Source organism: Janthinobacterium sp. C22 (genome assembly GCF_057919405.1).
The window spans coordinates 3,225,818-3,251,755 of record NZ_CP193659.1; the positions used below are offsets into that span (position 1 = coordinate 3,225,818).

The following is a 25,938-nucleotide window of genomic DNA, read 5'->3' on the forward strand; positions in this document are numbered from 1 at the left end:
TTCAGTTCCGCTTCGGCCAGGCCCAGCGCATCGAGCGGGACGATGCCTTTTGCCGGTCCAGCACGCGCAGCACGACGTTTTCGCCATGCGTGGTGGGCTGCGCCGAGGCGCGGAAGTCGATTTGCCGCCCGGAAAACTTGATGCTGATGCGCCCATCCTGCGGCGCACGCGCCTCGGCGATGTTCATGTTCGACATCACCTTCAGGCGCACGGCCATGGCCGGCCAGTAGGATTTGTGCAGGCTGCGGATTTGCCGCAGGATGCCGTCGATGCGGTAGCGGATGCGCAGGAACGACTGTTCCGGCTCGAAATGGATGTCCGAGGCGCCGTTCTGCACGGCGTCGGCCAGCAGCGCGTCGATCAGGCGCACCATGGGCTGGCTGTATTCGTCCGAGGGCGAGGCCATGCTCTGGTAGCTGACTTCGCCCGTTTCGATTTCGTGCAGGATGCCGTCGATCGACAATTCAAAACCATAGTACTGGTCGATGGCGCGCGAAATGTCCGATTCGTTGACGAGCACGGTGGAAATCGTGATGCCCTTGACCAGCATGGCGCTGATTTGATCGAGCGCGACGATGTTGCTGGTGTCGGCCATGGCCAGGATCAGATTGTCCGCCTGCCGCTCGTAGACGATGGGGAAGACGCGGTAGCGCTTGGCCACGTCCTTCGGGATCAGTTTTAATGCAATGGCGTCGACGACCAAGCTCGACAGGTCAGCGCTGACCTGTTTCAGGTTTTCGCTGAGCGCTTCGCGCACGGTTGCTTCCGTGACGAAACCCAGGGTGATCAGCAGCTTGCCCAGCGGTTCGCTGCTGCGCCGCTGCTCGATCAGCGCGATGCGCAGCTGGTCTTCGCTGATCACGCCTTTCTGGATCAGCAATTTGCCCAGCGGAAGTTTTGCCTGTTCTGCCATGTAGTGCTTATTCCTGACGGGGTGTGAAGGTGGCCGGCTCGGCCGGGGCCGCCGGCGCGGGGGCCGCCAGTTCGCGCAAACGCGTTTGCACGACGGCCTGGTCGAAGGCGGCGGGCGTGGTGCGCGCCAGGGTCAAGGCGCGCTGGTAATACGTGGCGGCCAGCCGGGGCTGGTTCAGCCGGTCCAGGCCCACGGCCAGGTTGAAGGCATAGTCGGGATTGCCGGGCGCGGCGCCGTAGGCGCGGAAGAACTGCTGTTGCGCTTCGTTCCAGCGGCGCTGCTTGGCGTACAGATTACCCAGTGCAAACAGCACGGGGCCGCTGTCGGGGGTACGGGCCAGGATGGCTTTCAGCCTGGCTTCGCTCTGCACCACGTCGCCCTGGCGCAGGCCGATCAGGCCGGCCAGCGCCTCGCCATCGTCGGGATTGATTTCCAGCAAACGCACGTACAAGGCCGCCGCCTGCGCGCCCTGGTTCTCGCGCAGGGCCACTGCCGCCAGGCCCAGCAGCGCATCGCGGTTGTTGGCATCCTGCCGCAGCACCGTTTCATATTGCTGGCGAGCAAGGCCCAGCTGGCCCCCGTTGAAGGCCTGGTAGGCTTGCTGCACGCCGGGGTTGATTTGCGGCGCCGTCTCGTTGCGCAGCACCTGGATCTGGCTATTGTCGGGCGCCATGACCGGCGGCAGGCTGGGCGGCGCAGGCGGCGGCAGTTGCGCCAGCTGGGCGGCCACGGCCGCTTGCGCTGCCGCCTGGATCATCGCCTGCTGTTCCGCCGCGCCGGCTGGCGGGCGCTGTTCGCGCGGCACGTCCTGCGGCAGCGGTGCGGGCGCGTCCGGCGTGGCGCCGCCCGCCGCAGGCAGCACCACGATGGGACCGGCAACGCCGGCCGTGCCTGGGGCGTCCGTCAGCGGCATGGGCACGCCGGGCAGGTTGGCGCCCGCGCCGGGGCTGGTGCTGGCGCGCCAGTACCAGTACGCCATGGCGCCGGCCACCAGCAGCAGCAGTGCCAGCAGCACGGCCAGGCGCACGGTGGCCGGATCGACACTGATGGGACCGGCGGGGCCTTTCGGCGGCGGGTTGCTGCGGCTGGCGCGTGGCTTGGCGGGCGGCGGTTCCGGACGGGCGCGCGGCGGCTCGGGGGCGGGCCGGGCTGCGCGCCTTGCTGTGTACCGTGCGGTGAACCTGGCTGCGGACCTGGCTGCGGACCTGGCCGGGCTGCGCTGGGCGGCGGAGCGGGGGCGTCCGGCAGCGGTTCCAGGCTCAAGGTGCTTGCCGGCTGCACGGGCGGTGGCGCGGCAGGCACGGGACGGGGCGGCAGGGCGTCGGCCGGCGCCAGTTCCAGCACCTGGTCGTAGGCTTCCGACGGCTTTTCCAGTTCCTCGTCGGAAAGGCTGTTCTGCTTGGCGCGCTCGGCCTTCTTGAGCGCCTGCATCAGCAAGCTCATGGGACGTCTCCCTGCAGGCGTGCCTGCGGCTGGACGGCGGGCGCCGGCGGGCCATCCGTGTACGGCTGGCTGTTCAGCGGCGCCTGGCCGGGCAGCAGGTAGCGGTAGTCGCGGTAATCGCCGTCGATGCTGGCATCCTTGACCACCACGGGGCGCATGAAGATCACCAGCTCCGTCTTGCTGCTTGCCTCGTTACGATAGGTAAACAAATTGCCCACCAGGGGCAGGCTGGACAGGCCCGGCACGCCATCCTTGGCATTGTCGATGGAATCCTGCATCAGGCCGCCCATCACGGCGATCTGGCCGTTGCTCACTTTCATGATCGATTCCAGTTCGCGCGCCTGGATCACGGGCACGCGGCTCTGCACGCTGGCCGAGGTCAGGGCGGGATTCGGGTCTTGCACGTAGCCGACGATGCGCGTGATGGTGGGGCGCACATTGAGCGTGACTTCATCGCTGTCGGAAATCTGCGGCGTGACGCTCATGACGAAGCCGACGGGCACCGTTTCCAGTTTCGATTCATAGGTGGCCGGCGTGGTGATGGAGCCCGTCGAGCTGATCACTGCGGGCGTCACCTTGATGGTAAAGAAGACGTTGTTGTCGACCACTTTCAGCATGGCCGTCTGATTGTTCAGCACGCTGATCTTGGGACTGGACAGCACTTTTACCTTGCCGAACGATTCGAGCAGCTGGATGGTCGTGGCGAAACTGTCCTTCATGTAGTTGAGCACGAAGATGCCGGGCGAGGTACCCGGCAGCACGCCGCTGGGCAGGGGCAGGGAGCCGACACGGCCCTGGTTCAGGCTCAGGCTGCCCGTCAGGCGCGACCAGTTGATGCCTTGCTGATATTCATTGCTCAGGCGCACCTCGATGATGGTCGCCTCGATCAGCACTTGCCGCTTGGCGCTATGCAACACGGCGTCGAGGAATGCGGCGATCTTTTCGTGCTGGCGGCCCGTGGCACGCACGGCGATCAAGCCGCCTTCCACGTTGACGACGACGGACGAGGGGCTGCCCTTGTTGGCCAGTTTCAGCAGCGGCATGCCGTTCGCGTCGAGCGGCTGGGACGGGTTCGCGTTGGCGTTGCCCTGCTGCTGGCCTGGCGCAGGCTGGCCGCCATTCGGATTGCCATACTGCATCGGCGGCTGGCTGCCGTATGGATTGCCGCCCTGATTCTGCTGCTGGCCTGGCTGGCCCGCTTGTCCCTGCTGGCCTTGCGTATTGCCCTGGGCCGCCGTCAATTGCTGGTTCAGCTGCGCCAGCGGGTCCACCTGCACGTCGTTGAGCGTGGTCTCGCGCAGCAGGTCGCGGATATTCTTTTCCAGGCTGTACCAGAAGTTATTTTCCGAACGATTCACGACCAGGGTGGTCGAATTGTTATTGCCATTGCCGCCGCTGCCCTGGGTGCTGCCAACGGGGTTGCTGGCGTTGCTCGATCCGCCGCCCGCCGTGGAAATTTGCGTGGCGATATTCACGCTGCTGTTGGTGCTGCGCGCCATGTTGACGTAATCGACCTTGTAATTGCGCCAGACGGGCGCGTCGGGCAGCACCGTCAGGTTCTTGCCATCGATTTCGTAGCGCATATCGACTTGCTTGCCGATACGCGTCAGCAATTGCGGCAGAGTCTGGTTCAGCGCATTCAGGGTGACGCTGCCTTCGATCTGCGGGTGGATGTCGATATTCATGCCCGCGTCGCGCGCCAGCGCAAACAGCAGCGATTGCACGGGCACCTTGTGCACGGTGACGCTGTAGGTTTCCACCTTGGGCGCGGGCAAGGGCGCGGCCAGCGCACTGCTTTGCTGCACCGGTTCGGGAATGGCGCCGCCGGGGACGGGCGCGGTATTGAGGTGGGCAGGCGACAGCGGCATTTGATGCGTGGCGCAGCCGGACAGCACGCTGCCGCAGGCGAGGGCGACCCAGGATGCCAGCACAGGAATAGGGTGTTGATTCATGAAAAGTTCGCCCTTGAAGTCATGTTGTGCTTTTGTAATTTTACCCAGCATGATCGCCTAAAAGCAATCGGCTGTGCGGGCCCTGGAGGCAATATACCGAAATAAAGTCAGGGGTGCCACGCGCCGTTTGTACCGGCGCCGTGGCATTCATTTCCATGCGGATACTCTCTATGTCGCTCAGCAATATTTTCCGTGACGACGTGGGGGCGATCCTAGTCCAGACGGCTTCGGCGCTGGCCCGGTCGGCAAAGCTGCCATAGACGATGTCCAGGCGCGCGGCGGCGCTCGCGGGCGCTGCGCCGGGCAGGCGAAACACGTGGATGTCGCGCAGGCCGATGGCTTGCTGCGCTTGCCGCAGGAAAGTTTCCGCGGTGCCCGTTTCGGTGGCGGGCAGGCTGGCGATCTGCAGCACCAGCTGCTGCGGCCCTTGCCGTGTCAGCCAGTCGCGCGATTCGGCCAGCTTGCTGTCGAGCAGCGTCGATGGCGCTGGCGGCGGTGTGCGCGGCACTGCGATGCCCGGTGTTTGGGCCGGCGTCAGCCATTGCCACAGCAGCGCGGCGGTCAGCAGCAGCATCAGCGCGCACAAGGCGCCCGCCAGCAGCTTGCCCGCATGCCAGGGCGGACGGTGGAAAGGGCTGTCGGCGATGGCCAGGCGCACGTGGCGCGCGCGGATTGCCTGCGCATCGTCCGCAAACGCGGCCAGCAAGGCCTTGTCGGCCAGGATATTGACCCTGCGCACGATGCCCTGCGCCGCGCGCGCCAGCCGGCGCAGGGCGGCCGGCGTAAACATCAGCGGCGCGATGCGGCCGGCGGCGGCCAGGCGGCACGCCAGATAGTCGTTCAGCAAGGCTTGCGGCAGGCGCGGCACGGTGAAACTGTGGGTGATGCGCTCCTTCAATTGGCGGAACTGGGGCATATCCAGGGTGTGCTGCAATTCCGGCTGGCCAAACAGGACGATCTGCAGCAGCTTGTGGCTGGCCGTTTCCAGGTTCGTCAGCAGGCGCAGCGCTTCCAGCGTGGCGCCCGGCATGGCTTGCGCCTCTTCGGCCAGCAGCACCACCTGGCGCCCCGCCGCATGCCGGGCGATCAGCTCGCCGTGCAGGGCGCGCAGCGCGGTATCGGCGCGGCATCCGTCCAGTTCCAGGCCCAGTTCGGCGGCGATGGCGTGCAGGACGTCGTCCGGCTCCAGGCGGGGATTGAGCAGGTACAGCACGTCGACCTGGGGCGGCAGGCGTTCGGCCAGCATGCGGCACAGCATGGTCTTGCCGCTGCCCACCTCGCCCGTCAGCTTGATGATGCCTTCGCCTTGCATGACGGCATACAGCAGCGCGTCCAGCAGTTCGCCCCGTGTATTGCCGGGATAGAAAAAGGCGGGGTCCGGCGTGATGCCGAACGGAGCCGTGCGCAAGCCGAAATGGCGCAGATACATGCCGTGCGGGGAAGGCGCGTAGGGCCGCCCGGGAGGCGCCTGTTCGGGACCGTTCATATCGCGATGCAATTGAGGAAAGCCTGTTCCAGGCTGGCGTCTTCCGCGCCGCCATGGCGCGCGCGGCATTCGGCGGGCGTGCCCGTAAACACGATGCGGCCCCCATGCAGGATGGCCATGCGGTCGCACAATTCCTCCACGTCGGCCAGCGCATGCGAGGTGAGCAGGGCGCCGCGGCCCTGTGCGCGCGCTTGCCGCAGCACTTGCTTGAATTGCGCGCGCGCCTTCGGGTCGAGTCCGCTCATCGGTTCGTCCAGCACCAGTTGCGGCTTGCCCGACAGCATGCAGGCGGCCAGCCCCAGTTTCTGCATCATGCCTTTCGAATACGCGCGCGCGGGGCGCTGCAGGACGTCCGGCGCCAGGTCCAGCGCGTCCAGCGCCTGCTGCACGGCTTGCGCATCGGGCCGCACATCGTGCAGGCGCGCCAGGTAGCGCAGGAAGTCGCCGCCCGTCAGGTAATAGGGCGCCTGGAAGCGTTCCGGCAGAAACGACAGGGGCTGGCGCGCCGCGCCGCGCCTGTGCGGCTGGCCGAAGATGGCGATGTCTCCCCGCTCGGGCGTGCAGAAGTCCAGCAGGCATTTGAGCAGGGAAGTCTTGCCCGCGCCATTCACGCCGACGAGGCCGAACAGTTCCCCCGCGCGCACCTGCAAGTCGATGCCGCGCAGCACGGCGCTGCCGGCCAGCTGCAGATGCACGTTGTGGAATTCGATGGCGCAGGCGTTCATAGGGGCAATGGGCGGCAGGCAAGACGGTGAACGACCGCCATTATTGCCATGGGCGCAGGTGGGCGGCAAGTGTTTCCTTGCAGAGTGTTGAAATGCGCAAAAATCAAACGATGGAATGTATTTTCTTTAAGAAACAACAGGTTCTGGAATAAAATACCTGCGCACGCCGCTGGCGCGCATCGTCTGAAGAATTTGTCGAGGAGCAAGCATGGCAAGGCCAGAGAAAGTCCGGCTCGGTGAAATTTTGGTGCAGCAGAAATTGCTGACGGAAGAACAGTTGGGCCAGGCCTTGACGGAACAGAAGCGTTCGGGACGCAAGCTGGGCCGCGTTTTTGTCGAGCACGGCTTCGTCACGGAAGAGCAGATTTCGGGTGCGCTGGCGCGCCAGCTCGACATTCCCTATATCAATCTGAAGTTTTTCAACATCAATCCCGAACTGGTGCGGCTGCTGCCGGAAACCCAGGCGCGGCGTTTCCGCGCGCTGGTGCTGGAAGACCGCCGCGAGGGCTTGCTGGTCGGCATGTCCGATCCCACGGACCTGTTTGCGTACGATGAAATCTCGCGCCTGGTCAAGCGCCAGATCGAGCTGGCCGTGGTCAATGAAACGGAAGTGCTGGCCGCCATCGACCGCATCTACCGCCGCACGGAAGATATTTCCACGCTGACGCGCGAGCTGGAGCAGGACCTGGGCGACGTCTCCGTCGACTTCGGCGCGCTGGCCGCCAATCCGGGCCTGGAAGAGGCGCCCATCGTCAAGCTGCTGCAATCGGTGTTCGAGGATGCCACGCAGGTGCGCGCCTCGGACATCCACATCGAACCGCAGGAAGGCCGGCTGCAGATCCGCTTCCGCATCGACGGCGTGCTGCACCTGCAGACGGAAGCGGACAGCAAGATCGCCAGTTCGCTGGCGCTGCGCCTGAAACTGATGTCGGACCTCGATATTTCCGAGAAACGCCTGCCGCAGGACGGCCGCTTCGCCATCCGCGTGAAAAACCAGCGCATCGACGTGCGTATTTCCACCATGCCGACGCAATACGGCGAATCGGTGGTGATGCGCCTGCTGAACCAGGGCGGCACGACCTTGCGCCTGGACGCCATCGGCATGCCGCCCAAGCTGGTGCAGCAGTTCCGCGCCATCGTCAGCCGCCCGAACGGCCTCGTGCTGGTGACGGGGCCGACCGGCAGCGGCAAGACGACGACCTTGTATTGCGCCTTGTCCGAGCTCAATTCCGTGGAAAAAAGCTCATCACGGTGGAAGACCCCGTCGAGTACCGGCTGGCGGGCATCAACCAGGTGCAAGTCAACGAGAAGATCGAGCTGAACTTTGCCAGGGTGCTGCGCTCGGCCCTGCGGCAAGATCCCGATATCGTGCTCGTCGGCGAGATGCGCGACCAGGAAACGGCGCAGATCGGCTTACGCGCCGCCATGACGGGCCATCTGGTGCTGTCGACCTTGCATACGAACGACGCCATCAGCACGCCGCTGCGCCTGATGGACATGGGCGTGCCGCGCTACATGGTGGGCAGTTCGCTGCAAGCCGTGCTGGCGCAGCGCCTGGTGCGCGTGATCTGCGAAAGCTGCAGCACGCCGTACGCGCCCACGCCGAACGAATACGAATGGCTGCGCCTGGAACTGGGCGAGCTGGTCGAACGCAACCAGTACTTCCACGGCAAGGGCTGCTCGCATTGCAACGGCATGGGTTACCGGGGCCGCACGGGCGTGTACGAATTGCTGGAAATCACGCGCGCCGTGGCCGACGCCGCCAACCATGCCGATCCATCCCACTTCATGAAGGTGGCGACGGCGCAGATGGCGGGCGAGACCCTGCGCCGCCACGCCGTGCAGCTGGTGGTCCAGGGCCGCACGACGGTGATGGAAGCGATGCGCATCAGCAACCAGAGCGAGGATTGAGGTGCCGTTTTTCTCCTACAAGGCGCGCAGCGCCAGCGGCGAATTGCTGACCGGCGTGATGGAAGGCGCCGACAGCGGCGCCGTGGCCGATCAATTGATGGCGGGCGGCAGCACGCCCGTCGACATCAGCGTGACCAAACAGACGGTGACGAAGGCCGGCGCCAACCAGCTGGGCTGGTGGGACAAGCTGACCGAGAAAAAGTCACGCCCATGGACGTGCAGCTGTTCAGCCGCCAGCTGTACACGCTGCTCAAGGCGGGCGTGCCCATCATGCGCGGCCTGGCCGGCTTGCAGGAGTCCGCCATCAGCCCCGCGTTCGGGCGCATCATCAAGGACGTGCGCGAATCGCTCGATGCGGGGCGCGAACTGTCGGCCGCCATGGCGCGCCATCCCGCCATCTTCACGCCGTTCTATCTGTCGATGGTGCGCGTGGGGGAAATGACGGGGCGCCTCGATGAAGTGTTCCTGCGCCTGTTCGATCACCTGGAATTCGACCGCGACATGCGCGCGCGCGTGAAGTCGGCCACGCGCTATCCGACCTTCGTCGTCTTCGCCATGGTCGCCGCCATGATCGTGGTGAATATCTTCGTCATTCCCCAGTTCGAGAAGGTGTTCGCCAGTTTTCATGCGGAACTGCCGCTGATGACGCGCATCCTGATCGGCACTTCGCGCCTGACGGTGGCTTACTGGCCCATCCTGCTGCTGCTGGGCGTGGGCGGCTTTTTCGGCTGGCGCGCCTGGCTGCGCACGAAAGAGGGGCTCTATAAATGGGACCGCGCCAAGCTGCGCCTGCCGATCGCCGGCAAGGTTATCCTGAAAGGCACGATGGCGCGTTTTGCCCGCAGCTTCGCCCTGTCGAGCACCAGCGGCGTGCCCATCGTGCAGGCGCTGACGGTGGTGTCGCAAACGGTCGACAACACGTATTTGAGCGCGCGCGTGGAACAGATGCGCGACGGCGTCGAACGGGGCGAAAGCATCTTGCGCACTTCGGTGGCGGCCGGCGTCTTCACGCCCGTGGTGCTGCAGATGATCGCCGTGGGCGAGGAATCCGGTTCGCTCGACGATTTGATGGACGAGATCGCGGACATGTACGAGCGCGAAGTCGACTATGAATTGAAGACCCTGTCGGCGCAGATCGAGCCGATTTTGATCGTCTTCCTCGGGGCCATGGTGCTGGTGCTGGCGCTGGGCATCTTCCTGCCGATCTGGGACCTGGGCCGGGCGGCCCTGCACTGATGGCAAAACCGTTCCGCCAGCGCGGTTTCACGCTGTTCGAACTGGCGGTGGTGGCGAGCCTGTTCGCCATTCTGGTGGCGGTGTTCCTGAACCGCGTCGGCGATTACCATCAGCAAGCGCAGCAGGTGGCCATGGCGCAGACGCTGGGGGCCTTGCGCACCAGCTTGCGGGTGCAGGTGCTGCAGCTGTATCTGGCGGACGGGCGCGCAAGGATACCGGCGCTGGCGCGGCAAAATCCGTTCGACTGGCTGGCCGACAAACCGGCCAACTACCTGGGCGAGTTCGATGCCCCCGAGCTCGATAAATTGCCTAATGGTAACTGGCTTTACGACAGAAAAGAGCAAAAAATCATCTATTTGTTTAGTAATGGCAATATTTTTCCTGGTACAGGGCTTGATGTAGTGAAATTTAAGGTAATCTTGCCAGGTACAGATGCCGATCTTGAGAAGCTCGCCCAGGAACCCGATATCGTGGTGTGGAAATCGCCGGACTCTGCAGCAAAGTGACGCGCGTCCTGGCCCGGCGCAGCGATAGTTTCATGTGTTGGTTTTTGATGTTTTTATTTGATTTTGGAGAGCAGGTATGAATAAGTCTTTACGTAGTATGAAAAGCGGCACCCAGGCGGGTTTTACCCTGATCGAACTGGTCGTCGTCATCGTGATCCTCGGCATCCTGGCAGCCACGGCGATTCCTAAATTCGTCGACATGTCGACCGATGCGCGCATCGCCAAGATGCAGGCAGCGACGGGCGCATTGAAGTCCGGCTCGGCCTTGTTCCACGCACAATGGCTGGTCAAGGGGTCGCCTGCGGACAGCGTTGCCGTCACCATGGAAGGCACGGACGTCAAGGGCATCAGCGGCTACCCGGGCATCGCGGCGCCTGGCATCGCTGCGGCGGCAGGCGGCCTGGTTGACTACGATATCGCCACCGTTGCGCCAACAGCGACCGTGTTGACTGTATTGCCTGACAACAAACGTACAAATTGCAAGGTGACCTATACGGCTGCTGTGCCTGCGGCAGGCACGACGCCAGCCCTGCCAGCAGTGGTTGACGCGACGGCCCTGACGTCGGCCAACTGCAGTTAATCCGGGCGTGCAGATGCCGTGCCGGCAAGCTGGCACGGCCGCGCCATGTTTCCGCCCGCCCAACGCCAGGCTACGCCGGTTGGGCTTTTTTACGGGTATTTCCATTGTCCTTGCCATCGATCAACTTGCCGCAACGTGTGGCGCTACCGCAGGCCCGGCTGCGGCGCCGCGCGCGCGGCTTCACCTTGATCGAGCTGGTGGCCGTGCTGGTGCTGGCCGGCTTGCTGGCGACCTTTGCCGTGAGCCGGTTTTTCCAGCGCGACACGTTTGATGCGCGCAGTTTTGCCGACCAGGTGACGAATATCGTGCGCTACGGGCAAAAGCTGGCGGTGGCGCAAAACCGTGCCGTGTATGTCCACATCATTGACAAGAAAAGCGTGGCCCTGTGCTTCGATGCCGTTTGCAGCGCCGCCGAGAAGGTGGTGCCGCCCACGGGCAGCAATAGCGGCAGCAAGGAGACGCTGCAGTATTGTGTGGAAACCAACTGGCTGTGCGAAGGCCGTCCGTCCGGCGTCACCCTGTCCACCGATCCCGTCGATACGGCGGGCTTTTATTTCGACGCGCTGGGCAAGCCGTATAAGCTGGTCAACGTGTTTCCGGACGCATCGACCTTCCCGGCGCGGCTGAAAATCAGCATCCTGGGCGATGGCATGCAGCGCGACGTCACCGTCGAAGGGGAGACGGGTTATGTCCATTAGCCAGCGGCGCCGGCGTGAACGCGGCGTGACCCTGATCGAACTGGTGCTGTTCATCGTCATCGTCGGCCTGGCCTCGGCCGCCATCCTGGGCGTGATGAGCCTGACCACCAGCCACAGCGCCGACCCGCAGCTGCGCAAGCAGGCGCTGGCGATTGCCGAAGGCATGCTGGAAGAAATCCAGCTGGCGCGGTTTACCTATTGCGATCCGCAAGACCCGGCCGCCCAAACGGCCACCAGTGCGGCCGGCTGCGCCATTCCGGAAGTGGCCGGGCAAGAGGCGGGCGGCGTAACGCGGCCCTTTGATAATGTCAACGATTATGTGAGCGCTTTTGGCACGGCGGTTGCTTACACGACCGATGCGCAGGGCCGCGTATGGGTACCCGGCGCCAGCCCGGCCTACACGGCGTGGGTGACGATCACCGAGGAATCCCTGCGCGGCCTGCCCGCCTCGGAAAGCCTGCATATCCAGGTCCGGGTGCCGTATGCGGACCAGCAGATCGTGCTCGACGGCTATCGCGTGCGCTATGCGCCAAATAGTATCCCATGAGAAATTCCCCCAACGCCAGGCGCCGCCCGCGCGGCTTTACCCTCGTCGAGATGGTCATCGTGATCGTCATCACGGGCATCATCGGCGCCATGGTCGCCGTCTTCATCCGCGTGCCCGTGCAAGGCTATATCGACACCACCGCGCGCGCCGCGCTGGCCGACACGGCCGATACGGCTGCGCGCCGCCTGACGCGCGACGTGCGCCTGGCCTTGCCCAACAGTGTGCGCGTGTCGAACGACGGCCTGTTTCTGGAATTGCTGCTGACCAAGACGGGCGGGCGCTACCTGAGCGACAGCGACCCGTCCGGCCTGGGCAACGTGCTGAGCTTTGATACCCCTCCCGACCCCAGCCTTCCATTGAACTTTACCGTCGTCGGCGCCATGCCTGCCGATGCCCTGGGCGCGCGCCAGGCGATCCGGGTGGGCGACCAGATCGTCGTCTACAACCTGGGCACGGATTACGCGCCGAACAATGCGTATGCGTGCAGCGCGGCGACTGGCTGTAACCGGGCGAGCGTGACGGGCGTGGCCGGCAACGTCGTCACGCTCGGCAGCTATCCCTTCACGACGGCGCCGGCGCCGCTGCCGTCGCCGTCGAACCGTTTTCAAGTGGTGTCCACGCCCGTCACCTATGCCTGCAACTTGTCGACTGGCACCCTGACCCGCTACGCCGGCTATGCCATCGTGGCCACCCAGCCGGTGGTGGAGGACGCCGCGCCGCTGGCCGCGGCGAATGGCGCCCAGCTGGCGCGCCAGGTGACGGCGTGCGCTTTCAGCTACGCCGTGCTGGCCAACGTGCAGCGGGGCCTGGTGAATATCGACCTGAGCCTGGGTGCGGCGAACAGCAATACGGGCGTGCTGCGCCTGGTGCAGCAGGTACAGGCGAGGAATACGCCATGACGCGCTTGCTGAGCCCCCGCACGGGCCGCATGCGCGGCTTCAGCCTCGTCACGGCCATTTTCCTGCTGGTGGTGCTGGCCGCGCTGGCGGCCGTGATGGTGAATATCTCCACTTTCCAGCAGACGGAATCGGCGATGGATGTGCAGGGCGTGCGGGCCGAGCAGGCCGCGCGGGCGGGCCTCGAATGGGGCTTGCAGAAGCAGCTCGCCGCGAATCTGGCCACGGCACCGCCATGCATGGCGGCCACCTCGTTTGCCATGCCCTCCGGCAGCACGCTGTCGGCGTTCAGCGTCAGCATACAGTGCTCCATGGCGACGCAGCCGGGCACCTTGACCAGGTGGACCATCACGGCCACGGCCTGCAATCAGCCGGCCACGACCGAGCCGTTCTGCCCACATGCAGGCAACAACCCAGACTATGTCCAGCGCCGCCTGCAAGCCGTGCTGTCGCAGTAAGGTCAACTGCGTGAAAAAAGATCGCTAATTTATTGTTTTTACACAATAAAGTTGACTTCATGAATTAAAATTGGCTGGATGCATTAACTGCGCGACAAGATCGGGCAGGCACTTACACTGGATAGTTCGCATGGGTTTATTCGCAAGAACAAAGAAGTACGATGGCTGGCTGGCCACGGCGTTTGGCCGCGAAGGCGTCAGCGCTGTCGTCGTCGAACGTCCCGCCGACGGCATGCCGCGCGTGCGGGGCGCCGGCTACCAGGCGGCCGCGCGGCCGGCGCCGACCGAGGTGCTGGAGAAACTGGGCAAGGAGCTGCAGGCCGCCGCGCGTCACTGCACCACCGTGCTGGCCGGCGGCGACTACCAGCTGCTGTCGCTGGAAGCGCCGGCCGTGCCGCGCGAGGAATTGAAGACGGCCGTGGGCTGGCGCCTGAAGGACATGCTGGATTTTCCCCTGGCCGAGGCCACCATCGATGTGTTCGACATTCCCGCCGACCCGAACGGCACCCAGCGGGGCAGCAGCGTGTTTGCCGTCGCCGCGCGCAACAGCGCCGTGTCGCGCCGCCAGGCGCAGTATGCCGAATGCAAGATCGGCCTGTCCGTCATCGATATCCCCGAGATGGCGCAGCGCAATATCGCCACCTTGCTGGAAACGCCGGGACGCGGCATCGCCGTGCTGTTCTTCGATGGCGACGGCGGCTTGCTGACCATGAGTTTCAATGGCGAGCTGTACCAGGCGCGCCGTATCGACGTGACCCTGGCGCAATTGCAGTCGCCCGACGCCAGCCAGTACTACGACCGCGTCACCCTGGAACTGCAGCGCTCGTTTGACCATTTCGACCGCCAGTTCCATTTCATTTCGCTGGCCCGTCTGATGCTGATGACGGGCGCGGCCGATGGCTTGCACGCGTATCTGGCCGACAATCTCTACATGCCGGTCGAGCAGATCGACCTGGCCACGGTGCTGGATTTTTCCCAGGCCGCCGAGCTGCGCGCGCCCGCCATGCAGGCGCGCTACTTCCTGGCCATCGGCGCGGCCTTGCGCGAGGTCGGCGTGCACCCGGGCAAGCACGAAGGGAAGGGCGCATGAGCCAGCAGATCAATCTGTTCAATCCCCAGTTTGAACTGAAAAAACACCATATGTCGGCGCGCACGGCCGGCCTGGGCCTGGGCGCGCTGGCGCTGGTCCTGCTGACCCTGGGCGTCGTTGCCCAGCGGGCCACGGCGGACCTGGAACAGCGCGAAGCGGGCGCCAAGGCGGCGCTGGCGCAAGTCGAGGCGAAGCGCGACCAGATCGTCCGCGATTTTCCTCCACGCAAGAAAGATCCGGCCCTGGCGCAGGAACTGGCGGCCGTCGAGGCGCAGCGCCAGCTGCTGCAGGATGCGTCGGCCGTGCTGGACAGCGGCAAGCTGGGCAATACCCTCGGCTATGCCGGCTATTTCCGCGCGCTGGCGCAGGCCAGGGTCGAGGGCGTCTGGCTGACGGGCGTGGACATCGCCGGCGCCGGCAATGACTTCGGCCTGCAGGGCCGGGCCTTGCACGCGTCGCTGCTGCCCGCGTACATCGCGCGCCTGGGCCAGCAGGAAGTACTGAAAGGCAAGACCTTCGCCAGCCTCGACATCGGGCAGCCCGATCAGCCGGCCGTGGCCGAGGGCAAGGCGGCCAGCCTGCCGTATATCGCGTTCAGCCTGCAGTCGGCGGACCGCGCCGCCACGCCGGCAAAACCTGTTGCTGGAGGAACGCGCTGATGCTGCCCTTGCTGAAGAAATGGGCCGCCGCCTTCGACGCCCTCAGCCTGCGCGAGCGGCTGATGGTGTTCGGCGCCGGCGCCGCCGCCATCCTGTTCGTGTTTTATTTCATGAGCTTCAATCCCCTGTTGGCGAAACGCGCCACGCTGGAAGCGAGTATTGCGCAAAAGCAAAGCCTGTTGAGTGCGACGAACAAGGAAATCGAGCTGAGCATGCTCGCCCATGCCGCCGACCCCGACCGGGAAGCGCGCGCGCGCCTGGCGGCCTTGCAGGCGGAAACGGCGTCCCTGGCGCAGGCGCTGCGCGAGAAACAGCACGGCCTGGTGGCGCCCGAGCGCATGGTCACCTTGCTCGAACACTTGCTGCGCCGGCACGCCGGACTGCGCGTGGTGTCGCTGAAAACCCTGCCCGCCAGCGCCGTGGGCGGCCGCCAGACCGATGCCGCGAACGGCGATCCTGCGGCCAAGGCGGATGCCGCCAAGGTTCCGGCCCCGGCCCCGTTGCTGCACCAGCATGGCGTGGAAGTGGTGCTGCAAGGCAGTTATGGGGACATGGTGCAATACATGCAGGCGCTGCAAGCGATGCCGACGCGCGTCTTCTGGGGCGCCGCCCACCTCGATGCGGCCGGTTATCCGGGCGCCACCTTGACCCTGACCTTACATACCCTCAGCATGGACGACACATGGATCGCACTCTGACCGCTGGCCGCGCGCTGCCGGCGTCTTTCCTGGCGCTGAGTTTGACGTTGAGCCTGGCATGGCCGGGCGCGCAGGCGCAGGCGCTGGACGACCCGACGCGCCCGCCGGCGGCCCTGTGGGCGCCCGCCAGCGCCGCGCCCGTCGTCGCGGCCCGGCCGCAGCTGCAATCGGTGCTCATCTCCACCCAGCCGGGCGGGCGCCGCCTGGCCGTCATCGATGGCCAGACAGTCAAGGTCGGCAGCAAGGTGGGCGATGGCGTGGTGACGGAGATCCACGAGACGGCCGTATTGTTGCGGCGTGGAAAATCGATGGAAACCTTCAAGCTGTACCCGAGCAGCAAGACCGACAATAAGACCGATCGCAAGACCGACCGCAAGCAGGAGTAGAAGAAGTGGCCAAGCAATTCAATCAACACAAGGCGAGCATGTTCAAGATCAGTACGATGGCGGCTGTCATCAGCGTCAGCCTGGGCCTGGGCGGCTGCAATGTCGCGCCCGTCAAGCGCGACACCTACAATGCGATCACCGATGCCGTCAAGGGCGCGGCAGCCACCACGGCGCCAGCGGCCCAGCCGGATGCCGTGGAAGCGGCGCTGCTGCCGCCCGTGGCGGCCCTGGCCCAGCAATTGCCGAAGGCCCGCGCCGCGCTCGACGAGCGCTTCAACGTGGCCTTCAACAATGTGCCGGCGCGCCAGTTCTTCACTTCCATCGTGGCCGGCACGCGCTACAACATGCTGGTCCACCCCGACATCGGCGGCACGATTTCCGCCAATCTGAAGGACGTGACCCTGTTCCAGGCGCTCGACGCCGTGCGCGAGCTGTATGGCTACGACTACAAGGTCGAGGGCACGCAGATCTACATCAAGCCGCTGACCATGCAGACGCGTTTGTTCCATGTCAATTACCTGACGGGCGCGCGCCGGGGCAGTTCCAACCTGCGCGTCTCGTCGACGTCGGTGGGCTCGGTCGGCTCGACCAGCTCGGGCGGTTCGGGCAGCAATGGCCAGAACGGCAACCAGGGCAATAATAACGAGCAGAACCAGCAAACGAATGGCGGCCAGGGCGGCCGCACGCTGGACAGCAGCAATTTGACCACCTCGTCGACGGCGGATTTCTGGCCGGAACTGAGGGCGGCGCTGGAAGCCATCGTCGGCAGCAGCGAAGGGGGCCGGCAAGTGGTGCTCAGCCCGCAGTCGGGCGTGATCGTCATCCGCGCCATGCCGGAAGAGCTGCGCAATGTCGACATGTACCTGAAGGCGACGCAGCTGTCCGTCGACCGCCAGGTGATCCTGGAAGCGAAAATCCTCGAAGTCGAACTCAACGACAACACGCAGACGGGCATCAACTGGGCCTCGTTCGCCTCCATCAAGAGCGGCCATACGAACCGCATCTCGACGGGCTTCATCCAGCCGGGCGGGACCCTGGCGCCGCTGCCGTTCAACGGCGGCCAGCCGCCCAACATGACGAATGGCAGCGGCTTGACGGCCAGCAGCGGCTTCGGCCTCAGTTCGGCGGCGACGGCGGCCGGCTCCATGTTCGGCCTGGCGTTCCAGACGGCCAATTTTGCCGCCATGATTTCCTTCCTGGAATCGCAGGGTTCCGTGCACGTGCTGTCGAGCCCGCGCATCGCCACCATGAACAACCAGAAGGCCGTGCTGAAGATCGGCACGGACGAGTTTTACGTGACGGGCGTGTCGACCACCACGAATACGACGGCCAGCGGCGCCACCACCAGCCCCAACGTGACCTTGCAGCCGTTCTTTTCCGGCGTGGTGCTGGACGTGACGCCGCAGATCGATGCGGATGGCAACATCATCCTGCACGTGCACCCGTCCGTCAGCCAGGTGTCGACCATCAGCAAGGAAATCGACCTGGGCAGCGCTGGTTCGCTGAAGCTGCCGCTGGCCGCCTCCAGCACCTCCGAGATGGACAGCATGGTGCGCAGCCAGGATGGGCGCATCGTCGCCATCGGCGGTCTGATGCGCCAGGCCACCACGGCGGACCGCTCGCAAGTGCCGGGCGCGGGCGACCTGCCCGTGCTGGGCGCGCTCTTCCGCAACACGGGGCAGGTGATCCAGAAGCGCGAGCTGGTGGTGCTGATCAAGCCCACCATCGTCGATGGCGCCAACAGCTGGAACGAGGACTTGCTCGATTCGGGCAAGCGCATCGAGGCGCTCGACCCGCGCCGTCCGTCGGAGCGGCGCTAAATGTACCAGGCCCATTTCGGCTTGCGCGAGGCGCCGTTCGGCCTCACGCCCGATACCAGTTTCTTCTTCAACGGCCCGCAGTCGCAAAAGGCGCTCAACACCCTGCTGGTGGCGGCGCGCAATGGCGAGGGCTTCATCAAGATCACTGGCGAAGTGGGCACCGGCAAGACTTTTCTTTGCCGCAAGTTCATGCAGTCGCTGGGGCCGGAGTTCGTCACGGCCTATATCCCGAATCCGAACTTGCCGCCCCGCTCGCTGATCCTGGCCCTGGCCGACGACCTCGACGTATTGCTGGAAAAAGATGCTGATCAGCATCAATTGCTGAAATCCCTCAACTTGCGCCTGCTCAACCTGGCGGCGCAGGGCAAGCGCGTGCTGCTGTGCCTGGACGAAGCGCAGGCGATTCCCGTCGACAGCCTGGAAGCCTTGCGCCTGCTGACGAACCTGGAAACGGAAAAGCGCAAGCTGCTGCAAATCGTGCTGTTCGGCCAGCCGGAACTGGACGTCAAGCTGGCCCTGCCGGAAATCCGCCAGCTGGCGCAGCGCATCACCTTTCACTACCACCTGGGACCGCTGTCGCGCGACGACGTGGATTTCTATGTGGCGCACCGTTTGCGCGTGGCCGGTTTCGACGGCGCGCGCCTGTTCAGCCGTGGCGGCGTGGCGCGCCTGTACAAGGCTTCCGGCGGCATTCCCCGCCTGATCAACATCATGGCGCACAAGGCGCTGATGGTGGCGTATGGCGAAGGGCGGCAGCAGGTCAGCGGCCGCCACGTGGCGCTGGCCGCCAGCGATACCCTGGCCAGCAAACCCCGCTTGTGGCAGAAGCCTTGGCCATGGCTGGCGGGCGCCGGCGTGCTGGCCGCCGCCTGCGGCCTGAGCTGGACTTTATTGAACCGATGACGAAGATGAGCCTGTAGATGAGCCTGATTAACAAGATGTTGCAAGACCTCGATGCGCGCGGCACCCCCGATGGACGCGGCGACGCGGCCGGCATCCGTTCCGTGCCCGAACGCGAGCGGGGCGTGTCGCGCGCGCTCGTTTTCGGCGGCGCGGCCGGCCTGACGGCGGCCGCCATCGCCCTGGGCTGGGTCTACCTGAAGCGCCCGCCCGTGCCGCCCGTGCTGGTGAATGTGGCCAGCAAGCCGGTTCCGGCGCCGCTTCCGGTGCCCGTTCCTGTGCCTGTCGCCGTAGCGCCCGCGCCGCTGGCGGTCGCCCCGGCGGCGCAACCCGAACCCGTGTTCCAGGCGGAGGAAGTGGCCCCGGCACCCGCCAGGGCGCGTCCTGTCGAGTTCCGGCGCGTCGCGGAAAAAGCCGCCAAGCCTGCCGCTGCGCCCGTGGTGAAAACGCCGGCACCGGCCGCCAGCGAGCGCATCATCGACGGCAAGCAAGTCACGCCGCAGCAGCGCGTGGAAAATGAGTACCGGCGCGCGCTGGCCCAGTTGCAGGATGGCCGCGTCTCCGACGCCATGCTGGCCTTGCAGCAGACCTTGCAGCTGGACCCGCGCCACCAGGGCGCGCGCGAAACCCTGGTGCGTTTGCTGCTGGAAGCGCAGCGCCCCGACGAGGCGGCGCGCCAGTTGCAGCTGAGTCTGGCGCTGGACCCGAAACAGCCGGCGCAGGCGATGATGCTGGCCCGCTTGCAGCTGGACAAGGCCAACGGCGACGCGGCCGCCCTCGACACCCTCATGCGCAGCCTGCCGTACGCCGCCGACAACGGCGAATACCACGCTTTCCTGGCCGGCGTGCTGCAGCGCGAGCAGCGCTACCGCGAGGCGTCCGAGCACTACCAGCTGGCCCTGCAGGCGGCGCCCGACAACGGCGTCTGGTGGATGGGTCTCGGCATCGCCTTGCAAGCCGACAACCACCCGGCCCAGGCGCGCCAGGCGTTCGAGCGGGCCAGGGGCTTGCAAACTTTATCTCCCCAGCTGCAGGCGTTCGTCGAGCGCAAGCTGGTGCAGCTGGCGGCGGCGAAGTAAGCTTCACCTTAATGAAAGAAACCAGCTTGAAACCTCTCAGCTTGTTCATCGTCCTTTGCGTTGTTGCAAATAGTGTATTTGCCGCGCCCGCCAGCTACGTTCTTGAAAATACCGAAGTGCGCGACATCCGCGCGCAAGGATTGAAGCGCGACTACCAGCTCTATGTCGCCTTGCCCGATTCCTATCGGCAGGGGAATAAACGCTATCCGGTGCTGTTCGTCGTCGACGCCAATTATGCGTTTCCCGTCGTGCGCAATATCGCGCAGCGCCTGAACAAGCATGCGGGGATGGAAGAAGTGGTCGTCGTCGGCCTGTCGTACGCCAACGGCGATGGCGGCGTGTACAGCCGCCGCCGCGACTACACGCCCAGCACGCCGCGCAAGCATGACTACCGCTCGGACATGCCGGGGCGGCAACCGGCGTTCGGCGAAGCGGCGGCCTATGGCCAGTTCGTCTCGGGCGAGGTGTTTCCCTTCATCGCACAACACTATCGCGTCAACATGCAGCGCAAGGTGTTTATCGGCCATTCCTACGGCAGCCTGCTGGGCCTGCAATTTTTGCTGACGGAACCGCGCACCTTTGAGCACTACATCCTCGGCAGCCCCTCGCTGTGGTACGACGCCGGCGTGATGTTCGACCGCGAGCAGGCATATGCCGCCAGCCACAAGGACTTGCCCGCGTCCGTGTTCTTCGGCATCGGCGGCCTGGAAAAGCTGGCACCAGGAAAGAAACGGTCGCGTGCGGAGGAAGACGCCGATATGCTGGCCGACGTGCGCGAATTCGACGGCAAGCTGAAATCGCGCAAGTTTCCCGGCCTGAAGACGCGCCTGCGCGTGTTCGAGGACGAAGACCATGCGAGCGTGTTTCCCTTTGTGCTGACGCATGGCTTGCGGGCCTACCTGAAGTCCTCTAACTGAACCGGTTTCACTGGAAATAATAAACCAACCCGGGATATCCCCATGAAAACTCCAGATGCTGGCAAAAAAATGACTTCATTGCCGAAGATGTTTGCGATGTCTCTTTTATTGACCATCTCGACGTTTGTGCATGCCCAGGTTGGTAATAAATTTCACATGGAAAAGGCAGGCGACTACGCCGCTGAAATTGACAGATTTATCCAGACAACAAGTCCAAGAAGTTTTAATGGCGTCGTTCTCATCACGAAAAATGGCAAGACGACATATTCAAAAGCCTTTGGGTATGCGGATGTGGAAAATAAAATACCATTGAAGCTGGAGGATAATTTCCGGATCATGTCGAATAGCAAGCAGGTTACTGCCGTGCTGATCTTGAGGGAGGTTGAAAAAGGCAACATCGATTTGCACAGTCCCGTCAGAAAATATTTGCCCGATTTGCCGCAGGCCTGGGCCGACGAGGTGACGGTGCATCAACTGCTGAACTTTTCGGCAGGAATCACTGACATTGACAAGCCGCTGAGCTTCAAGCCCGGAACGGACTTCCTGTATGGTGTGACGACCTACACCATGCTGGGCAATATTTTTGAAAAAGTCAGCGGGAAAACGTATATCGAGGCGGTCAATGACTTGTTCAAGGAACTGGGAATGCACAACAGTTTTTGCTATGAAGAAAACAAAGAAAACAAGAAGAATAACGTTATCAAGGGTTATGTCAATTCAAACAATGTGTTGGAGTTGAAGGAGCATCCCGTTCAGGGCGCAGGCTGGCTCGGTTTTATTCCGGCTGGAGGGATCGTTTCCAATGCAAAGGACTTGGCTGTCTGGGATGATAAGCTTCACAACGGAAACATTTTAAAACCGACAAGCTATAAACTGATGACTGACTACACCATATCCAGCCAGCATGTTGCTTTCGGAACTGAAGATGTAGGATATGGCTACGGTGTGTATGTGAGCGATAAAACACCCGTTAAATACATCGGGCACTCTGGGAAAGGATTGGGATTTGCATCGATCAAGGTATATTTTCCTGAAAAAGATGTTGATGTTGTCGTCCTGGAAAATCAGTTCAGCGAAGATAGCGCGCTGCATTACTATTTTGAAATAAAAATAAGGGAAATAGTGATGAATAGCAATCTTGTGAGATAGTCAGATCGCTCTGGCATCATCAGTTTCGCACGTTGCGGCAGTGGGCCACCCGGATGCGGGTATGTTGTCGTGGCCGGCAGTGTGCGAAAAACAATAGCGCCGAAGCGGCAATTTTTGCCGCGCCCTTGCGCTCCCGGGCTTCCGCGAGCGCTCATCGATAAGGTCAGATTACATGCGTACATTGAATGAATTACTCGATAGTGAAGATCCGGCATTACCGCTGATCAGGCAATGGGCCAGCGAGGCCGACTTGCTGGTGGAGTTGCTGCCACCCTCGGCCGCCAGGGAGGATGTGCTGCTGAGCCTGCAGGTCACCACGCGCTCTCCCTGGGGGCGATTGCCTATGAAACGGGAGGCATCCTGGTGGATGACGGCTGGCTGCGCATACTGGGATCGGGTCATGCCAAGCTGGGCCGAAATATTGTTTCTTGGAACGAAGGAAAGGCCGACGGTTTTCTGCTGGTCGCCGACGACGTGCTGGGCGGCTTTTTTGCCATCAATGGCGGCGCACTCGGGGACGACCAGGGCAATATGTATTACCTGGCTCCCGAGACGCTGGCGTGGGAAGCGCTGGAAATCGGCTTCACGGCGTTTGTCGAGTGGGCCTTTACCAGCCAGTTGCGGCAGTTTTACGGCCGCCAGCCTGGCGACGCGGAGGACTTTGACGAATTGCCCTTGTCCGGCGAGCTCTGCCTGAATTTTTATCCATTCCTGTGGACGCAAGAGGGTTCCCTCAAGACCAGTTCACGGCGCGCCATTCCCGTGCAAGAGCAGTGGGCACTCAACGTTGATCTGCAACAGAAGTTGCCCGACGCGCGCTGAGGCAGGGCTTGCGGGCATATCTGAAAGCATCGCCATGCGCATCCCGAGGCGGTGGAATGGCATTTCAATCCAGCAATCAGGCGGTTTGTCGCAATGGCATGCTACAGAAATGGGCAAGGGGATAGCATACAGTGGGCTTTCTCGTGATGCGAGGCCCGCAAGCGGGTGTTCGATGCTGACGATAGCGCAGTCATCGACGGACGCTTCTCCATGACTTCGACCAGGATGACATACGCATGAAATTGACCCTGTCATATATTCTTTCCACCTGCCTGCTTGGCACCTTGGGCGCGATCGGTGGCGCGCAGGCGGCGCCCGCCGACGCCGAACTGGTCGCTTTGGTGCAGCGCCATGCGCAGGCCCAGAGCAGCTTCGATCAAGCCGCCTTGAAAGCCGTCACGGCCGAGAATTATGTGGAAATATCGCCCGTCGGCGAGGTGGACGGGCGTGAAAAGATGCTGTCCTTCTATGCGCCGGAGCAGAAGCGGCCGAGTCCGCAAGTCCAGGTCGATGAACCGGCCGTGCGCCTCCTTGGCGATACGGCGCTTATCTCGGCCCGGCTGTCCTACCGGCTCAATCAGGAAGGGGCGGCCCGCACCTTCGCCATGCGCGCCGGCTATGTCGCCCGGCTTGTCGACAAGCAATGGCTGCTCGTCAGCGCTCAGTACACGGGCATCCGTCCGCCGAAACCGTGAAATAACACTGTGTGGTGCTGGCCCCGGCGTCATCCAGCCAGGTTAGAGCCGTGCCTCATCGCCCCACACATGCCGCATGCTGAAGTGCAAGCCGGCATCGTCTTCATGCAGCGACGAGACGATGGCGAACTGGCTGTCGCCCGTGTCGCGCGGCGTCATCCGCGATAGTTCGGCGGCGGCCAGCGGCGCGCCCAGCGGGTCGCTGAGCGGGTGGACCAGGGCGGCGCCCCGCTGCGTGACGACGCCCAGTTCGCCGCTGCGCAGGCGCACTAATGTGCCGGGCGGATATTTGCCCAGCAGCTTGACGAACTGTTCGCCCAGCAGCGGGTCGATGGGCAGGCCCTGCTCGAGGAAGATATGCCGCAGCGCCTGGTCGGGCACGATGGAGCGGCGGTAGTTGCGCGCCGAGACGCGCGCGCAATAGCGGTCGGCCAGGCCGATCAGCTTGGCATTTTGCAGGATTTCATCGGCCGTGCGCCCTTGCGGGTAGCCGCTGCCGTCATCGTTTTCATGGTGCAGCAGCACGCAACTGAGCCATTCCTCGTCGTCGACGCCGGCGCAGCGCAGCAATTCCGTGCTTTCCTGCGGATGCAGACGCACGATGCGCATTTCTTCGTCGTTCAGGGGGCCGCGCCGGTCCTGGAAACTGTCGTGGTGGCGCAGCATGCCCACGTTCATCGTCAGCGCGGCAGCGCCGATCAATAACAGTTCATCGTGGGACTTGTGCATGCTGCGGCCCACCAGCATGGCCAGCAAGGCCGTTTCGATGCAGTGGCGCACGGCGTAGCTGCCGGCGATCTGGTTCAGCAGGATGCTGGCCAGGGCGATGTCGGCATCGTGTTCGAGCGCGCGCAGCAGTTCGCGGGCGATGTCGCGCACGTCGCGCTCGGCATTGTTTTCGCTGCGCAAGGCGAGCAGCAGCCGTTCCAGGCGCTGCGCCGCTTCATTGAGCAAGCGCAAGACGGACGGCTGGTCCGGCGTGCCCACATACAGGCCCAGCTGCATCAGCCGCCCCAGCTGCGCGCCGTCCGTGATGATCTGCCCCTTGCGCAGTTGCGGGCCGGCACTATGGTCAGCCAGAAACAGATCCCAGGGCAGGGGTTCGCCGGGAACCAGGTCGGCCGGGCCGATGCGACGCTGTACCATGCTGTCATCCTTTGCTCCGCCGGGGCGGAGAAGTTCTGTCGTTAAATGCTGCGCAGGCGCTCGAGCGCCAGGCGCAAGGTCTCGTCCTGTTTGGCAAAGCAGAAGCGCACGATGCCCGACTCCTTGCCCTGCGCGTAAAACGCGGACACGGGAATGGCGGCCACCTTGATTTCCGCCGTCAGCCATTCGGCGAACTGCGCTTCGGTCTCTTGCGAAATGGCATCGTAACGCACGCACTGGAAATACGTGCCGTCGGCCGGCAGCAGGGTGAAGCGGCTGCCCGCCAGGCCGTCGCGGAACAAATCGCGCTTGCGCTGGTAAAACGCGGGCAAGTCCAGATAGGGCTGCGGGTCGGCCATGTAGCCGGCGATGCCGTGCTGCATGGGCGTATTGACGGTAAACACGTTGTACTGGTGCACCTTGCGAAATTCCGCCGTCAGGGCCTTTGGTGCCGCCACATAGCCGACCTTCCAGCCCGTCACGTGATACGTCTTGCCGAAGCTGGAGACGATGAAGCTGCGCGCCGCCAGTTCAGGGTTGCGCGAGAGCGAGGCGTGCGGCACGCCGTCGTACACCATGTGCTCGTAGACTTCATCCGATAAAATCAGGATTTGCGTGCCGCGCACGATGTCGGCCAGGGCCGCCACGTCGGCCGGGCGCAAAATCGTGCCCGTCGGGTTATGCGGCGTATTGATGATGATCAAGCGCGTCTTGGGGCTGACGGCGGCGGCGAGCTTGTCCCACGGCACGCTGTAGCCGGACTCTGTTACCTCCATGGCCACCAGCACGGGCACGCCGCCGGCCAGCGCGATGGCGGGCAAATAGCTGTCGTAGGCCGGTTCGATGACGATGACTTCGTCGCCCGGGTGCACGCAGCACAAAATCGCCGTCGTCAGCGCCTGCGTGGCGCCGGCCGTGACGGTGATTTCCGTGCCCGCGTCGTAGGCGTGGCCGTACAGGCTGGCGATCTTCGCGGCGATGGCTTCGCGCAGAGGGGCGGCGCCCGTCATCATCGGATACTGGTTGTGGCCGGCGCGCATGGCGTCGCTGACCAGCTCGACCAGTGCCGGGTCGCAATCGAAATCGGGAAAGCCCTGGCCCAGGTTGACGGCGCCATGCTGGGCCGCCAGGCTGGACATGCGGGTAAACACGGTGGTGCCGACAGCGGGCAGGCGGGTGGCCAGGGTGGGAGTCAGGTGGGGCAGGGACGGGCTGTTCATGAACGG

Annotated in this window: 24 protein-coding genes and 3 pseudogenes; 19 read left to right on the forward strand and 8 right to left on the reverse strand. The window is 64.0% G+C overall.

Translation table 11 applies throughout. The annotated features are described in order from the left end of the window. Position 1: 1 nt before the first annotated feature. The 6 genes from ACRHIG_RS15060 to ACRHIG_RS15085 are packed head-to-tail and all read right to left on the reverse strand — an operon-like array spanning position 2 to position 6,519. Positions 2 to 913 carry a GspE/PulE family protein gene (locus ACRHIG_RS15060; RefSeq protein ID WP_489630647.1) on the reverse strand — a complete coding sequence of 304 codons (912 nt, stop codon included), beginning with the start codon at positions 911 to 913 and terminating at the stop codon, positions 2 to 4. Positions 914 to 920: 7 nt separating this feature from the next. Then, positions 921 to 1,934, reverse strand: a complete 1,014-nt coding sequence (locus tag ACRHIG_RS15065; RefSeq protein ID WP_489630810.1) for a tetratricopeptide repeat protein — start codon at positions 1,932 to 1,934, stop codon at positions 921 to 923. Further along, positions 1,817 to 2,356, reverse strand: a complete 540-nt coding sequence (locus ACRHIG_RS15070) for a hypothetical protein (protein ID WP_489630648.1) — start codon at positions 2,354 to 2,356, stop codon at positions 1,817 to 1,819. Before ACRHIG_RS15070 ends, ACRHIG_RS15065 begins: the two co-directional genes overlap by 118 nt. Continuing rightward, positions 2,353 to 4,308, reverse strand: a complete 1,956-nt coding sequence (locus ACRHIG_RS15075) for a secretin N-terminal domain-containing protein (protein WP_489630649.1) — start codon at positions 4,306 to 4,308, stop codon at positions 2,353 to 2,355. The genes ACRHIG_RS15070 and ACRHIG_RS15075 overlap by 4 nt, the downstream gene beginning before the upstream one ends. A 40-nt stretch (positions 4,309 to 4,348) precedes the next feature. After that, a complete protein-coding gene (locus ACRHIG_RS15080) occupies positions 4,349 to 5,794 on the reverse strand; it encodes an ExeA family protein (RefSeq protein WP_489630650.1) in 1,446 nt (481 codons plus the stop codon). After that, positions 5,791 to 6,519, reverse strand: a complete 729-nt coding sequence (locus ACRHIG_RS15085; RefSeq protein WP_489630651.1) for an ABC transporter ATP-binding protein — start codon at positions 6,517 to 6,519, stop codon at positions 5,791 to 5,793. The genes ACRHIG_RS15080 and ACRHIG_RS15085 overlap by 4 nt, the downstream gene beginning before the upstream one ends. A 208-nt stretch (positions 6,520 to 6,727) precedes the next feature. Between ACRHIG_RS15085 and ACRHIG_RS15090 the strand changes: the two are divergent. From ACRHIG_RS15090 to ACRHIG_RS15180, 19 genes and pseudogenes are all read left to right on the forward strand, one after another. Continuing rightward, positions 6,728 to 8,430: pseudogene (locus tag ACRHIG_RS15090) on the forward strand (GspE/PulE family protein). Position 8,431: 1 nt separating this feature from the next. Next, positions 8,432 to 9,666, forward strand: a pseudogene (locus tag ACRHIG_RS15095) (type II secretion system F family protein). Continuing rightward, the gene (locus tag ACRHIG_RS15100) at positions 9,666 to 10,172 is read left to right on the forward strand and encodes a type II secretion system protein (protein ID WP_489630652.1); all 507 of its coding nucleotides are present in this window, start codon (positions 9,666 to 9,668) and stop codon (positions 10,170 to 10,172) included. The pseudogene ACRHIG_RS15095 and the gene ACRHIG_RS15100 overlap by 1 nt, the downstream one beginning before the upstream one ends. Before the next feature lie 76 nt (positions 10,173 to 10,248). Then, positions 10,249 to 10,752, forward strand: coding sequence for a type II secretion system protein (locus ACRHIG_RS15105; RefSeq protein ID WP_489630653.1), 504 nt, complete (start codon positions 10,249 to 10,251; stop codon positions 10,750 to 10,752). 104 nt (positions 10,753 to 10,856) lie between these two features. Then, positions 10,857 to 11,450, forward strand: a complete 594-nt coding sequence (locus ACRHIG_RS15110; protein WP_475418134.1) for a pilus assembly FimT family protein — start codon at positions 10,857 to 10,859, stop codon at positions 11,448 to 11,450. Further along, the gene (locus ACRHIG_RS15115; RefSeq protein WP_489630654.1) at positions 11,440 to 11,997 is read left to right on the forward strand and encodes a type IV pilus modification PilV family protein; all 558 of its coding nucleotides are present in this window, start codon (positions 11,440 to 11,442) and stop codon (positions 11,995 to 11,997) included. The genes ACRHIG_RS15110 and ACRHIG_RS15115 overlap by 11 nt, the downstream gene beginning before the upstream one ends. After that, positions 11,994 to 12,896 (forward strand): prepilin-type N-terminal cleavage/methylation domain-containing protein, encoded by a 903-nt coding sequence (locus ACRHIG_RS15120; RefSeq protein ID WP_489630655.1) that lies wholly within the window; start codon positions 11,994 to 11,996, stop codon positions 12,894 to 12,896. Before ACRHIG_RS15115 ends, ACRHIG_RS15120 begins: the two co-directional genes overlap by 4 nt. Continuing rightward, complete coding sequence (locus tag ACRHIG_RS15125; protein ID WP_489630656.1) at positions 12,893 to 13,351, forward strand: agglutinin biogenesis protein MshP; 459 nt, start codon at positions 12,893 to 12,895, stop codon at positions 13,349 to 13,351. The genes ACRHIG_RS15120 and ACRHIG_RS15125 overlap by 4 nt, the downstream gene beginning before the upstream one ends. A gap of 130 nt (positions 13,352 to 13,481) precedes the next feature. Further along, entirely contained in the window at positions 13,482 to 14,441 is a 960-nt protein-coding gene (locus ACRHIG_RS15130) for an agglutinin biogenesis protein MshI (protein WP_475414478.1), read from the forward strand. Then, on the forward strand, positions 14,438 to 15,100 hold the full coding sequence (locus tag ACRHIG_RS15135; protein WP_489630657.1) for an MSHA biogenesis protein MshI: 663 nt from the start codon (positions 14,438 to 14,440) through the stop codon (positions 15,098 to 15,100). Before ACRHIG_RS15130 ends, ACRHIG_RS15135 begins: the two co-directional genes overlap by 4 nt. After that, a complete protein-coding gene (locus ACRHIG_RS15140) occupies positions 15,100 to 15,798 on the forward strand; it encodes a type II secretion system protein M (RefSeq protein WP_489630658.1) in 699 nt (232 codons plus the stop codon). Before ACRHIG_RS15135 ends, ACRHIG_RS15140 begins: the two co-directional genes overlap by 1 nt. Next, positions 15,783 to 16,184 carry an MSHA biogenesis protein MshK gene (locus tag ACRHIG_RS15145; RefSeq protein WP_475414481.1) on the forward strand — a complete coding sequence of 134 codons (402 nt, stop codon included), beginning with the start codon at positions 15,783 to 15,785 and terminating at the stop codon, positions 16,182 to 16,184. Before ACRHIG_RS15140 ends, ACRHIG_RS15145 begins: the two co-directional genes overlap by 16 nt. A 38-nt stretch (positions 16,185 to 16,222) precedes the next feature. After that, on the forward strand, positions 16,223 to 18,004 hold the full coding sequence (gene mshL, locus ACRHIG_RS15150; protein ID WP_475414482.1) for a pilus (MSHA type) biogenesis protein MshL: 1,782 nt from the start codon (positions 16,223 to 16,225) through the stop codon (positions 18,002 to 18,004). Then, positions 18,005 to 18,907 (forward strand): ExeA family protein, encoded by a 903-nt coding sequence (locus ACRHIG_RS15155; protein WP_475414483.1) that lies wholly within the window; start codon positions 18,005 to 18,007, stop codon positions 18,905 to 18,907. Positions 18,908 to 18,924: 17 nt separating this feature from the next. Beyond that, positions 18,925 to 19,983 (forward strand): tetratricopeptide repeat protein, encoded by a 1,059-nt coding sequence (locus ACRHIG_RS15160; protein WP_489630659.1) that lies wholly within the window; start codon positions 18,925 to 18,927, stop codon positions 19,981 to 19,983. Positions 19,984 to 20,009: 26 nt separating this feature from the next. Continuing rightward, positions 20,010 to 20,900 carry an alpha/beta hydrolase gene (locus ACRHIG_RS15165; protein WP_489630660.1) on the forward strand — a complete coding sequence of 297 codons (891 nt, stop codon included), beginning with the start codon at positions 20,010 to 20,012 and terminating at the stop codon, positions 20,898 to 20,900. A gap of 42 nt (positions 20,901 to 20,942) precedes the next feature. Continuing rightward, positions 20,943 to 22,049, forward strand: a complete 1,107-nt coding sequence (locus tag ACRHIG_RS15170) for a serine hydrolase domain-containing protein (RefSeq protein WP_489630661.1) — start codon at positions 20,943 to 20,945, stop codon at positions 22,047 to 22,049. Between the two features lie 172 nt (positions 22,050 to 22,221). Further along, a pseudogene (locus ACRHIG_RS15175) lies at positions 22,222 to 22,871 on the forward strand (DUF2625 family protein). 236 nt (positions 22,872 to 23,107) lie between these two features. Then, positions 23,108 to 23,566, forward strand: coding sequence for a nuclear transport factor 2 family protein (locus ACRHIG_RS15180; protein ID WP_489630662.1), 459 nt, complete (start codon positions 23,108 to 23,110; stop codon positions 23,564 to 23,566). Positions 23,567 to 23,608: 42 nt separating this feature from the next. Here the strand turns inward: ACRHIG_RS15180 and ACRHIG_RS15185 are convergent, their stop codons facing one another. Next, the gene (locus tag ACRHIG_RS15185; protein ID WP_489630663.1) at positions 23,609 to 24,712 is read right to left on the reverse strand and encodes an HD-GYP domain-containing protein; all 1,104 of its coding nucleotides are present in this window, start codon (positions 24,710 to 24,712) and stop codon (positions 23,609 to 23,611) included. Between the two features lie 41 nt (positions 24,713 to 24,753). Next, positions 24,754 to 25,932, reverse strand: a complete 1,179-nt coding sequence (locus ACRHIG_RS15190; RefSeq protein WP_489630664.1) for a pyridoxal phosphate-dependent aminotransferase — start codon at positions 25,930 to 25,932, stop codon at positions 24,754 to 24,756. Positions 25,933 to 25,938: the final 6 nt, after the last annotated feature.